Raw genomic sequence first — 13,218 nt, forward strand, 5'->3', positions numbered from 1 at the left:
CTTGGACAGAACATCATCAGCAATGGCTCGAAGCCCTTCTCGTTGCTGAAGGTGGGCATGCAAAAACAGCAACAGGTATGCTTTGGTAGTCAGCTTTTTTACGTACTTGTCTTGATCCGGTTCTTCAATGCGTTGTTGAAATTTCACAATATTGATGGGGGCAACCCATTTACCAAATGAAGAAAATAGGGTATTCTTGTCCATGAGCTATCCTTTGCGTTGGATTTGGACAGGAACTACCTGACCTTTCCAGTGTAAAGGATTTTTTTATGCCACGAACACTTAAATACCGAACATTATAGGTATTTTGAATGGTTAGAAAAGGTTAATGCAACGTTAGTGATAGTATTGATTTTTCAGTTAAGCCATGAGGGAACCATGCACGACAAAATAGTATATGCCCATTTATTGCGTAAAAGATATCTAATAAAACAATAAAATTTTCTACACACTACAACAATATTTGATGTAATCCCTAAAATAATAACAAATTCTTACAGTTATGAAAATGGAAACATGGAGGAGATACCGAAAAAAATCGAAAAAAATAATTTTACAAATCTCATGATTCGGAATTAATATAATAATGCACCAAGAATAACAGTAATTAACAAATATATCGATTGAGGGGGAGGTGCTGATAATGAACACTCCAAACGATTTGCTCAAAATGCTCGAAGATCTCGAGCAAGTGGAAAGTGTATCCACTGAAGAAATCGAAGTTGCTCTTCAGAACAGCGATTGGTAATTACTACCGCAAACAAAAAGGGACTGAAAATGTCCCTTTTTGTTTCATTTAAAAAGGGGGGAAGGTAAATGGAGAGTTTAAAGGATAGCATTTCTCAGTTTCAAGTAGTCTGGATTTCCGGTGCAGAGCCTGTCTATGAACAAATAAGCGATATGGATGGATACGTCACTCTTACGATCCCGGTTGAAGATCGCTCATTTCAACCATACATCATAGCTTGTCAAATAATTGAAGGAATTTTAGAACATTATCGTCCATCAAATAGCGACTTGGAAAACTCAGTAAAAATTTCACTAGAGGATCTAATGAGTGAATGGCAAAAAACTGATTTGTCTTCGGACTCAGTTATTTACAGTATTATTCGTCGGATTAGTAGAGAGTCCAGCTCCACTGCCAAATTAATCGACAGATTGGTTGAGCAATTATGTAAACTCATTCAGTTAACTCATAAAGAAATTAATAAAACCTTACTTGTGGTTATTGAACAAGCTGAATGGATTGATCGACCTTCATTAAGAATATTAAATCGTTTATGCAAATCTTTATTCCCTAATCAACTGCGTATGATATGGAATTTTACTGATGCTATTCCGTCTACAAGCTCAGCGGAGCGATATGACGATATGATGACGAGTTTGAAAATTGCAAGAGGAAGAATCTTTACGAGAATTCGGTTCGAACTTAATCCTCTGGTATTACAGAATGATAGTTCACATTCTCAAACTGATTTTAGCTTGTCTTCTTTTGTTTCGATAGGTAAGGGTTTAATCGCAGACGCTTCTCTCTCTTTAGTTACTCAAAATTATGAGAATGCATATTTAGCCTGCCATTCTGCATTTAATAATGGGGAAGATAATCCTGATTTTTTTAGAGTGATTGGTCTTGTTCATGCAAATCTTGGTCTCTTTGATATGGCTTATCATGCGTTGCAGAAAGCAATTGAATTGACTCCAGTTGGACCTTCAAAAGCCCATTTGGAATGCCTTTCAGCCCTCTTAGCTATAAAAAGATTTTATAATCTGGAAGTTGCTGCAAATCACTATAACAATGGCTTGAAATATGTAGATGAATCAAGTGAAAACAATCGTTTAGAAAAAGGTTGGCTTTTAAATGGTCAAAGTTTTATGGAGGTAGTAGCAGCAAGTCGAATGAAAGGTGAAGAAAAACATACCTTACTTGATAATGTATTGAACAGAGAATTGGAGGCCCTAAAGCTCATCGAAAAAGACTCCGGAAAAAACGTTTTATATTTGCGGTTTAATTTATATTCGAATATTTCTTTCTTGCTAGAAATTAAAAAGGATTATTATCACTCCTATCAATGTTGGACGAAAGCTTTTGCCCGTTATATTGGGCACGATGTATGGGCAAGTAAAAAATTGACAAAGCCTTATTACTATAGAGCAGGTATGCTCGCGTGGAAAATAGGGGATCATGAAGCTGCACTAAATCATTTGAAGAAAGCAAAGAAAGAAGCCATTCAACAAAATGACCGTATTTACGCGGAACGAATTATTTATGGATACGCATATGTATTGCTCCAATATGGGCAGTATAATGAAGCTTCGATGAATTTTTTTGAAGGTTTTTCAATAGCAATTAAGTTGCTTGATTGGAAAGAAGCACAGGAACAAGCAATAGGCTGCTTGATTGCGTCCCAATTTGAAGGGGAAGCAGAAAAATATTGGAAAAAAATTCGTGTTTTGTCTCAAGATGTACCCACACCTGAAACCATCGCCAAATGGTTTCAACAAACATCGAATGACATTTTAACAAAAGAAAAAAATAGAAAGCTTACTCCACCAAAGACTAAATTGACGTCTTACCATCCATCCATTGATTTGGAATCTATACCCGAAATCGATATGAATGCATTCTTGGTAGAAGAGCAACCCGATAAGACAGTTTCCGAGCTTAAAAAGGCAATTCCACTTTATTAATTGGAGGAGATTATAAATGCATCCAAACGTGTTGCTGATTTGCGGAAGTATGAAACCAGCACCTGGCAAGGAAGGGAAATCTGCTGCACGCGAATTATTAAAGGTAGTGGAGCGGGGGATATTAGAAAGTGGGGAAGTAACAGTTAAATTATTGGATTTGAGGGATTTAAACTTACCATTCTTTGACGGTCGACACGCTCAAGATTACGAACATAATGGAGTTAATCAATTAGTAGCTGAATTGCAATCTGCAAAACATATTATTGTTTCTGCTCCTGCATATTGGCGAACAATTGTTGGAGGAATGATTAATGCTTTCAATGTGTTTGCTGGACCTTTGTACGATTTTCCCGAACATACTGATATTTTTAGAGGTAAAAAATTTTATTCTTTAATCGTTGGTGCTGAAATTGCAGATGCTGTTCACGGAGCTTCTCAAATGCGAAATTTGCTCAGCTCTTTAGGAGGGACTGTATATCCGAAAGATATATTAGTGGGTAACATACGACATATGGGGAACAATGAACGTGCTGAATTAGCAAAGAAACTATACGATTTAGGGAAAAGAGTGGTAATGGAAATTGAGCAAGAACAAAAGGTGAATGCGTAATGATTGATAAAAAATTTGCACGTTCACTTGATGACGTAATGGAAGAGCTAATCAAGAAATTAATAGATTACGAATATATCTTTGACGATTCCCATTTTAATCCTGAGAATTTTATAAGATTCAAAAAGAGCTTATTAGGAAATATTAATGTACCATCTACGACAATCTCTCCAATTATGGAACGGTTTTTATTTGCTTGCTCCTCATCATATAAGGTAAGAAATATTGTGGTATTAGGTAGTTATTTTGGCTACGCATTACTTTGGTTAGCAGCTGGTGTTTCCAATGAATCAACACCACGAGTTGTTGGGATAGATCTCAATGAAGAAGCATGCTTAAGTGCAAGACAAAATGTAAGAAGAATAGGATTAAATGGTGTAGAAATTATATGTGGAGACGCGTTCACTGTGATTGACAATTTTGAGAATAATAAATTCGATTTATTATTCTTAGATGTCGAAAAAGAGGGATCAAAATCGGCTTATTATCCGCTTCTTGAGAAGTGGTTACCCAAATTAAGGACGGAGGCTATCATTTTGGCTCATGATTCAAGCGTTCCGAAGTTCGCAGAAGATTTCAAAAAGTACCACGAATTTGTCAGGGATACAAAAAGGTTTCGGAAATCAGTTAGCCTCCCACTTGATAAATGCGGAATTGAAGTCACTCGAATGTACTAATATAACAAATGATCAAAAGGTACGATACTGGAGGGATCACTTTGAAGGAAGTGACCTTAATTGATTTATCATTAGGTGAAATTACGTGTGGCCCCGACGAGAAAGTAAAAGGCTTTATTTCTGAGATTGCAAAATGCGATTGGCAAGGATATCTTAAGGCGCCAGGCATACCGCGATTACGTGAAATGATCGCGAAGAGGTTTCAAGAAATTTATGAAATACAGCTCACCCCGGAAAATGTACTAGTAACGACCGGAGCTTCTATGGGTTTAACGGCGATATATCATATTTTACCTGAAAAAAGATTGCTAATACCAGAGATTGGATTCCCATTATATCGAAAGACTACGGCATTGCTAGGAGTTGAAACACAGTTATATCACTTTCGACCCACTACCAATTGGGATAGGACCGTACAAGATATTGAGGAGGGGTTTCGACGTGGATTCCGTGCATTGTTGTGGAACAATCCACACAATCCGCTCGGAATAGTTGCACCAGCTGAAATTACTCAAAGGGTAAGCTATTTATGCAAACAATATAAAGCTATATGTATTTCGGACGAAGTTTATCGCGATTTTATTTACGAGGGTAATCTAAAAAGTCCAGCAAACTACATACCTTTTCAGACACTTTTTTTATACAGTTTCTCAAAATCTTATTCCATGGCAGGAGCAAGAGTAGGTTTTGTAATTTCCCACCCAACAATCATCCGTCAACTTACAAGTGTTCACTGGAGTATGGGTATGTCTACCCCTTGGTTATCACAGGAAGCTGCGTTATTTGCATTAGAGCACACTTCACATTATCCAGTATCGTTAGCAAAGAAAATGGGAGATCGTTTGCGATGGGCGTCCCAACAATTGCGCATAAATGGAATAACAAGCTATGAGCCAAACGGGGGAATATTTCTGTGTATTAGTGTTGAACCATTAGAAATAAGTGCAGATCAATTCGTAATACATGCAAAAGAAAAGGCAAATATTCTGCTAATGTCTGGACGTGAATTTGGCGATGAAAAATTGGTTCGAATTAATGCAGGGATAGATGAAGTGATTTTTAAAGAAGGAATTCAAAGAATCATTGATCTATACAAATCGTTAAAGGAAAGAGTGGGGAGATTGTGACCGTTCTGTTAATAGGAGGAGGATTAATTGGAGCACATATTGCGAAGGAATGCACTTCAAGTGGAGAAGAGACAGTAGTGATATCCTATAATCCTGATCATATTTATTTAAAAATGATTGCAGGTTTAAAAGATGAACAGATAGTAGATATGGCTATATCTAATCCTAGTGACTTAATTAAAGTATTAACGACTTATAACATAAGGAGGATCGTAATTGCAGCAGGATCATTACACAATTCGTTTATGAAGCATACAGGTATGGCAATATTAAATGAAAGTCGACTGTTATTGGCCATTTACGCAGCATTATTTACTTATCAAATAGAAAAATTAATATATGTTAGTTCATTAGCGGTATATGGGCCAAGTAATTCCAGATGTGAAGAAGAGATACCTAAACCGGTATCAGCATACGGAATTACAAAATTTTACAATGAGCAAATCATTAATGCGATAGCTAAACAATTTTCTATTACTGCACTCGTTATTCGACCTTCGGGGGTTATTGGACCAAATCCAAAACGCTGCGGGAACTGGATGAGTGGAGAAATAAATCGTGCGCTTCAAGAAAAAATGGAACCAATATTAATTAGCAGTCAATTGTCCACTCCGAATGAATATTTAGATGTACGCGATCTAGCACAATTTATAACAGGTATTTTATTGGGGAGAAATGGCATACCATCATTCTCTGAATTTGACATAGTTAACATTGGAACGGGAAAATTGGTTGACGGAGGGGAATTGATTTTGAAAATGAGTCAGATAGTGGGAAGAGAAATTGTTTTCACTTCTAATGGTGTAGAAACACCAAAACAAAGATTAAGCAGTGCACTTCCAATTTCCAAGGCAATTGAACGCTATGGTTATAACCCAAAGACAGACATTTCCGAATCTTTAGCATATATAGGTGGTTTTTATGCAAAATAAAATAGGGATTCATACAAAGTGTATAACAGAACAAATTCATAATTTAAAAATTGGAGTAATTTGTGTTCGCTATGGAATCGGGGCTGCCAATTCTGATCTCCCCATTGGCACTGCACATTTTTTGGAACATTTGATATGTTCAACGGAGAATAGACAGCTTTATGGTAACCTTACTGCAATGACTAAACGTGATGAAACAATTTATTATTTGCTCACTCCCCAATATAAACTAACCGACACATTCAACGCATTAAATACGAAGAAAACTTTAGATTTCAGCGAGGACATGATAGAACGTGAACGAACAATTATTATTAGAGAAATTGAGCAATTTCAATTGCAACCCCGTAATCTAATATTGGAACAATTGCAAGCAGCTTTGTTTCCTAACCATGGATACGGACATTCTATACTCGGCAATAAGTCACAGGTCAAAAAAATTTCAAATTCCGATCTGAAAAGAGGTCTTTCGTATTATTCTTATCCCGAAACCATTGTATTGGTCGGTCCATGGGAACATGGGCAAATTATACAAGCAATGGGTACTGCTGGATTAGTTGTTCAGCATCGTAAGGAATCACATCTATCATTTCCAGTTATCTTAGGGAGAGGTAAGATTCATTTTTCTGAAGTTCTAAGAGACACTCCATTTGTTGGGGGAGGATGGGTGCTACCAGGTGAAAAGTCCACAAATCCTTTTGCATTTAGGGTAATGAGATATATCTGGGAAGGACGAATCCGTAGATGCTTTCCTTCAAAACATTTTAAATTGCGATTGAATCAGTATCATTATGCAGGGGTGCTTACTTTAGAATCAATAGAAAAGGGGTCGAAATTGTCTGATCTAGAAACTATATTATTAGAACTGCGACGTCCAATTTCTAAAAATGAGTATTGTGAGGGTGTTGACAAGACGACACTGGAAATAATGCGTCAGAAGGAGAATTTAATAAGTCGCTCCGAGTTGCTATTATCTTGCTTCAGATATGAGATGCCATCCTGGGAAGAATTGCAATTACATCAGCAAATTATTAATAAGCATTTATATATGGATATTGGTGTTTATGGCAGCAGCATTGATTCGACCTGTTCAACTTACACAATTGAAAAAAATTATCTACTTCCGCAATTAGTTGATTCAACAAATGAAAATAGGAAGAATAATGGTGATCAATGCTATAAACCACTTGATAAACCCCCTAGTTCGGAAATTTTATTATCTAATTTTAAGATTAAGAATAGCAGCCAAAGTAATCGTTATTGGACTGTAGCTTCATCTCCATTAACTGAACGATATCACGTTCTGTTTCGCCTTCCTTGTTTATACTTTTCACGACTTCTCCAACCGAAGGACTTACCGTTTTCAATCCTTCAAAAAGGCGTATTGGAAAATGTACGATATGAAGGTTGGGATACATTATTTCAAGTTGCTTTCACAAGTAATGAAGAGATGCAGGAGGTATTACATACAGCTACTTCTACTATGGTACCTATCCAAAGACAATCGTATATCAATACTTCAGAGTACTATATGCAAAACATTGAATTAGAACTTAAATGGAGAATTCTTGAGGCAATACGTCCAATTGTTGAAAAATCCGTGAATGCCTCACTTAAATTAAACGGACTAAGTATCATATTACCAGAGAATAGCTCTATAACTACAGTTGAATTAGATAGGTGGTTCGAAAAAACAGACAAAGAGGAAATAAATGGTAGCTACGTGAAATTAGTCAATGGAGCTGTTATTGGGGCTAGATTTAATGGTGCAGCAGTTATTTGCCCTCTTCCGTACAAGTCATTAGCTTCGTTGATCATTCAAGAAGCGGCGTTTGGAGTCGGAAAGAGATCGTTTTTATCATTAGAAAACCTGACAAGAAGTAAAGGTTTATCTTATCGAATCGTACAGAGTCTATGTAGAATTGGAAATGAAATATTTATTTTTTGGGGAATCCAGTGCCCGCCAAAATTAACTAACACTTTTTATGAAACAGTTAAAGAGTGGCTAATTTCATTAAGAATGTCAGTTAAAGATGTGGAATTGTGGTTTAGGGATATATGGACACCATTTTCTCCAAATAAACATAAATCTATTCTACAGCTTCTACGTGACATGGATCGCATGGGGTACTATGCTCTCCCTGATGAATCACCAGATGCTTTACTGGATAATTATCTTCGACAGATGTTGGAGAACAAAATGATCGAAGTATCTTTTCGTAAATTTTAATACTGAAAAGTGGGGATCATTATATGAATCGAAATCTCAAATTATTATGGAGTGCCAATACATTATCTGTTTTTGGAACTGCTGTATACTCATTAGCATTAACCTTGCTTTCAATTGAGTACAGTCAAAGTGCGCTAGGGGCAGGGGCAATACTATTTACTTCTGTCATACCATACTTTTTTTTAGGTATCATTGCGGGAGTGATCTGTGACAGAGTAGAACGAAAACCTTTAATGCTTTTTTGTGATATATTACGGGGGGGACTAACCTTATCGATACCGATTGCTGACGCTTTTGGTGTTCTGACTATTCACCAAATTGTGATAATAGGTTTTCTCATGACTTGTATCCGTGCCTTTTTCTTTCCAGCAAACCAAGCAAGTGTACCATTGTTAATCGATGATAAGAAAAATTTAACTAAAGTTAATGCCTACATCGGATCTACACAAAATCTTGGCATAATGCTAGGACCCTCCCTCGGAGGAGTATTGTTGTTATTTGATTTTAATGTTACTCAGCTTTTATATATTGATAGTGCAACTTATTTTATTTCTGCTATCTTAATATCCAATATTAGATTTCCAAAAAGTGCAGAGTTGAAGGAAGGATCCAAAAAACCAACAGTTTTACAAGATTCCTGGAAAGGCATTAAATATATGACTGTAGGTAACAAGGAAATATTAATTATGATATTAGCGTTCTCTACTCAGTTATTAGTTGGAGCTGGGGTAATACAGCTTGGTATTCCTAAGGTATTGGAAGAAGTAAATCTTGGTGGTACAAAAACGTTTGGATTCGTTATGTCAATAATCGCTTTATCATCCATGCTATCATCCCTTTGGTTGGCACGCAGAAAAGTCGGAGAACCAGCGAGATGGATCTTCAGTGGTTATTTCGTACGTGGGTGTGCTTTTTTTGTACTGGGGTTCTCTGGAAACATCATTGGGATTGGTATTGCTGCATTGTTGATGGGTTTTGGCAACACAATATCGGGGACCACTCTTACTACTGTTTTACAACTTCGTACACCAAATGAAATGCTTGGTAAAGTGATGGCAGTTCGGTCCAGTGTAGGAAATATAGCGGATGCATTCGCCTACTTATTGCTAGGCAGCGTTCTTTCGACATTTTCACTAACTCTTGCCTTTACAATAGTAACAATTTATGTGGTGGTGACTACAGGGGCGTTTTATTTACTATGGCGTAATTACATACACAAAAAGTCGATAGAACAAATTAAAAACAATCAATATCAACTTAACTCTTGATTCAGGAAATAATCAATATACATCATTTCGAAATATGGAGGGGAGAAAGGAGATGCGTTTCTTTTTAATTTCAGGGAGTGTTTCAAATCCTGCCCATACAACAGCTTTAATTGAAGAAGTTGCTGATCGCTTAAGAAAAAAAGGATTCGAGGCAATTGTTTGGGATTTACGCAAATGTCCATTACCTATTGCAGACCCTATGTATCACAATGAACCAGAAAAGAATACGGATGAAACAGTAAGAAGTTTTGTTTATCAAGCAAGATATTCTGACGCTTTCGTTTTAGGTTCGCCTAATTATCATAATTCGTACTCTGGTGTGTTAAAAAATGCACTGGATATTCTCAACATGGATATATTTCGCAATAAACCGGTTGGACTTGTTGGAAACGGTGGAGGAATGAGAAGTACCCAGCCTCTTGATCATCTTAGAATCGTGGTGAGAGGGTTACTAGGGGTTGCAATACCAATTCAGGTTGCTTCCTGTAAAAGTGATTATATTCTTGTAGGCGATCAGTACAAAGTCAAAGCGATAGATCTAATAAATCGATTAGAATTATTCACCGAACAACTCGTTGACTATACTATAAAATTAAAATGATAAGTGAGGTTGATAATAAATGATTCATTTATCGGTAGAGATAGACTCGAGTCTAGTTGAGTGGCTAAAATTGACGAATAACCCACAAGTGGATTTTCCAAATAGATTTCTATCGTTTCAACAAGAAAATAATCTGCAATTGCCAAATGCTTCATTAGTTGATTTTCCTATCTCAATTGATATGAATGATATAAAAAGTATGATGATGCAAATCGACAAGTTAAAAACGCATTTAACCGAATCGGTTGTTAAAGCCAGTTCGTTTTTCCCTGATACATCCGAAGAATATTACCATCATCTTAAAGTCATTCTTTTACCTTTTGGAAAGATAAATTATGGACCTACTGAAGGAGTTCAAATTTTTTCACTCTTTCCTCATACCGATTGGCGTGAAACGATTCTTTTTCTCACCCATGTCTATTATCACGAAATTACTCATTTAAATTATACAAAACGATGCAAGGAAGTCTCAGCGAATCATAAAAGTAAAGATAGTTACCTTTATTATTTGCAAGTTTTAATTCAAAATGAAGGTATTGCAAATTATATTGTTTTAGAAGAACTTGAAAAAATGATTCCGTTACTGGGGAATAAATACATTTTCCGTTATTTTACATACGCAAGAAATATCAGATCGGAAGAATTGATTACTAAATGCATGGATGTCTTCAATCAACTCTTTATGATGGAACAAGAAACCTTTAATAAATACTACAAAAAAATTGCTCGATTAATAAAAAGCGAGGAACTACCAGCAATCAATTTAATTGGGATTTATTTGGCCACAGTTATTGCCGAAAATTATGGTATAGATGTGCTACGAAATGTACATCAAAAGCCTGCGACAGAGTTCTTTTCATTATATATGGAGACAGATGATCCATTAAGGAATCATCTAAAGGATGTTTCCTTAATTTGATGAATTTTTTTCTTTAAAGAGGGTCACTAACTGTGAATGTCAATCAAAAAGTTGACCAGCGTGCTCATCAAAAAATTGACCACCAAGTCAAAAATGAATTACACCCGCTGGATGGGTAACTTTTCCATGATCACAATCTTTGAATACTCTGCTTAAAGCGATAACTATCTCCATTCATCGCAAAGATATGAGCCCGATGGGTAAGCCGATCAACCAGTGCTGATGTCATTTGTGGATCGGCTACACTAAGTTGGACAGAAAAAATAAGGGCTTGTAGAATAAACCTATTATGTTAAGGAGCGGATCTCTACAATGCCAAAACAGCAACGACGTACCTTTACCTCAGCATTCAAAAAACAAATGGTGGAACTCTATGAAAACGGTAAATCCAGAGCAGCGATTGTCGAGGAATATGACCTCACAGCTTCCGCTTTAGACCGCTGGATCAAGCAGGCTCAGACGACGGGCTCCTTTAAGGAGAAGGACAATCGCTCATCAGAAGAAAATGAACTGATCGCTTTACGAAAAGTGAACCAGCGTCTGAAATGGAGGTCGATATTTTAAAGCAAGCCGCGCTGATCATGGGACGAAAGTAGCTATCATCCAGAACAATCGTTATAAATACTCGGTATCAGCAATGTGCGACGTCCTGCAAATCGCAAGAAGCACGTTTTATTATGAAACGAAAGAGCGACCAAACGAAGACGATATAACCGATGCGATTGTGGAGATTTTCCACAAAAATCGAAAAGCTTACGGTACACGAAAGATCAAAGTCAAGCTCCAGGAACGCGGATTCGTCGTCTCCAGACGTAGAATTGGTCGTATTATGAAAGGGCAAGGGCTCGTTTCCACCTACACCGTGGCTCAATATAAGCTCCATAAAACCTCTTGTAATGAAGCGACGACGGGGAATGTTCTAGGCCGAGAGTTCAAGCAGGAGGAGGCCAAACGCTTCGTCGTCAGCGATCTGACGTATGTGAAAGTCCAGAACCGATGGCATTATATTTGTGTATTGGTCGATTTGTTCAATCGAGAGATTATTGGGCATAGTGCGGGTCCAAACAAGGACGCTGCACTGATTTCCCGCGCTTTTGCGACGGTACAAGGTGATTTACACCAGATTCAGTGGTTTCATACTGACCGTGGTAGCGAGTTCAAAAATCAAAAGATGGATGAGCTTTTGGATACGTTTGAAATCGGCCGATCGCTAAGTATGAAGGGCTGTCCGTACGACAACGCTGTAGCAGAAGCCACCTACAAGATCATGAAAACAGAGTTTGTGAATCAGATGAACTTCCAGAGTCTTCGTCATCTGGAGCTGGAATTATACGATTACGTGCACTGGTTTAACACGCATCGTATTCATGGAACCTTAGGCTATATGACGCCTGTTCAGTATCGCCAGGAAGCCCTTAAAAAAGTTGTCTGATTTACTGTTGACAATCCACATTCATTTCAATACCAAACTGATCTTGTAATGCTTTTGTGCCTTTTCTTGTGAGATGGACTGCTCGATTCTCTTTTGCTTTTGTAATCCATCCTTTGTCAAAAAAACAAGTGGCTATCGCAGCTCCTAACCACCCGGAAATATGATAACGTCTTTCACTCCAATCGAGACAAGGCTTTGCAAATATCCTCCTTTTTGAATTTGCCTCTTCCATATTGATTCCAAATTGAAAAAACCACTTTTTCCCTTGTTCAGTTACAACGTATTCCCCATCTTTTAAAGTTATGAATTCCCTATCAAGTAGTGCCTCAGTAACCTTCACACCAAGTTCCCCAGCTAGATGATCGTAACAAGTCCGAGCATAGCGAACTTGTTTTAGTTGATCCGACTGCCGTAATGAGCGAACTTGAACAGTAGGTGCGATTGTCCCCAGCTTTTCAAGAACTTCAGCTACCTCTTCATTAGCCAGCCGGAAATACCGATGTCTACCGTGTTGTTCCGCAATAATCAGATTACCGTCGATCAATTTTGAAAGATGGGAACTAATTGTTGGATGTGACACTTTTGCGATATAAGCTAATTCACTAGCCGGTAGTGCTGTGTTTTGCAAGTAGAAAATGCTCAGTTTTGCAGCCAAAATTGCCTAAGCACTTGCCAGCCGTTTGTAACTACAGAGGAATTCTATCCATTGCCTGCTTGAAACGGAAGCTTTCGCC

At 37.3% G+C, this 13,218-nt stretch carries 12 protein-coding genes and 1 pseudogene; 10 read left to right on the forward strand and 3 right to left on the reverse strand.

Annotated elements, in window-relative coordinates; all coding sequences use genetic code 11:
* Window positions 1–204 (reverse strand): DUF4372 domain-containing protein (locus tag ACFSO0_RS11950; RefSeq protein WP_376880428.1); only part of this gene is annotated, 204 nt, incomplete at its 3' end.
* Window positions 205–816: 612 nt separating this feature from the next.
* On the opposite strand from ACFSO0_RS11950, the gene ACFSO0_RS11955 reads away from it, so the two are divergent.
* From ACFSO0_RS11955 to ACFSO0_RS11995, 9 genes are read left to right on the forward strand one after another with little or no spacing between them, the layout of a single operon-like run.
* The gene (locus tag ACFSO0_RS11955) at window positions 817–2,688 is read left to right on the forward strand and encodes a tetratricopeptide repeat protein (protein WP_376880431.1); all 1,872 of its coding nucleotides are present in this window, start codon (window positions 817–819) and stop codon (window positions 2,686–2,688) included.
* A 16-nt stretch (window positions 2,689–2,704) separates the two neighbouring features.
* Window positions 2,705–3,298, forward strand: a complete 594-nt coding sequence (locus ACFSO0_RS11960) for an NAD(P)H-dependent oxidoreductase (protein ID WP_376880433.1) — start codon at window positions 2,705–2,707, stop codon at window positions 3,296–3,298.
* Window positions 3,298–3,975 carry an O-methyltransferase gene (locus ACFSO0_RS11965; protein ID WP_376880435.1) on the forward strand — a complete coding sequence of 226 codons (678 nt, stop codon included), beginning with the start codon at window positions 3,298–3,300 and terminating at the stop codon, window positions 3,973–3,975. Before ACFSO0_RS11960 ends, ACFSO0_RS11965 begins: the two co-directional genes overlap by 1 nt.
* Before the next feature lie 50 nt (window positions 3,976–4,025).
* Complete coding sequence (locus ACFSO0_RS11970) at window positions 4,026–5,102, forward strand: pyridoxal phosphate-dependent aminotransferase (protein ID WP_376880454.1); 1,077 nt, start codon at window positions 4,026–4,028, stop codon at window positions 5,100–5,102.
* The gene (locus ACFSO0_RS11975) at window positions 5,099–6,034 is read left to right on the forward strand and encodes an NAD-dependent epimerase/dehydratase family protein (protein WP_376880437.1); all 936 of its coding nucleotides are present in this window, start codon (window positions 5,099–5,101) and stop codon (window positions 6,032–6,034) included. The genes ACFSO0_RS11970 and ACFSO0_RS11975 overlap by 4 nt, the downstream gene beginning before the upstream one ends.
* Window positions 6,024–8,264: a M16 family metallopeptidase gene (locus tag ACFSO0_RS11980; protein ID WP_376880440.1), complete on the forward strand. Its 2,241-nt coding sequence runs from the start codon at window positions 6,024–6,026 to the stop codon at window positions 8,262–8,264. The genes ACFSO0_RS11975 and ACFSO0_RS11980 overlap by 11 nt, the downstream gene beginning before the upstream one ends.
* Window positions 8,265–8,287: 23 nt before the next feature.
* The gene (locus ACFSO0_RS11985) at window positions 8,288–9,532 is read left to right on the forward strand and encodes an MFS transporter (protein ID WP_376880442.1); all 1,245 of its coding nucleotides are present in this window, start codon (window positions 8,288–8,290) and stop codon (window positions 9,530–9,532) included.
* Between the two features lie 52 nt (window positions 9,533–9,584).
* Window positions 9,585–10,133: an NADPH-dependent FMN reductase gene (locus ACFSO0_RS11990; protein WP_376880444.1), complete on the forward strand. Its 549-nt coding sequence runs from the start codon at window positions 9,585–9,587 to the stop codon at window positions 10,131–10,133.
* A gap of 19 nt (window positions 10,134–10,152) precedes the next feature.
* Window positions 10,153–11,052 (forward strand): DUF5700 domain-containing putative Zn-dependent protease, encoded by a 900-nt coding sequence (locus tag ACFSO0_RS11995; RefSeq protein ID WP_376880446.1) that lies wholly within the window; start codon window positions 10,153–10,155, stop codon window positions 11,050–11,052.
* A gap of 130 nt (window positions 11,053–11,182) precedes the next feature.
* On the opposite strand, the pseudogene ACFSO0_RS12000 reads toward ACFSO0_RS11995, so the two are convergent.
* Window positions 11,183–11,290: pseudogene (locus tag ACFSO0_RS12000) on the reverse strand (ATP-binding protein); the annotation flags it as partial.
* A 74-nt stretch (window positions 11,291–11,364) separates the two neighbouring features.
* Here ACFSO0_RS12000 and ACFSO0_RS12005 point away from each other — a divergent pair.
* Window positions 11,365–12,484, forward strand: a protein-coding gene (locus tag ACFSO0_RS12005) for an IS3 family transposase (RefSeq protein WP_376880449.1) whose coding sequence is annotated in 2 segments (ribosomal slippage) — window positions 11,365–11,609 and window positions 11,608–12,484 — 1,122 coding nt in all. Because the reading frame shifts where the segments join, the coding sequence is not laid out codon by codon here.
* 1 nt (window position 12,485) lies between these two features.
* Here ACFSO0_RS12005 and ACFSO0_RS12010 read toward each other — a convergent pair.
* Entirely contained in the window at window positions 12,486–13,139 is a 654-nt protein-coding gene (locus ACFSO0_RS12010) for an ArsR/SmtB family transcription factor (protein WP_376880451.1), read from the reverse strand.
* Window positions 13,140–13,218 lie beyond the last annotated feature (79 nt).

The organism is Brevibacillus sp. GCM10020057, from assembly GCF_042683565.1.
In the GTDB taxonomy this organism is placed as follows: domain Bacteria; phylum Bacillota; class Bacilli; order Brevibacillales; family Brevibacillaceae; genus Brevibacillus.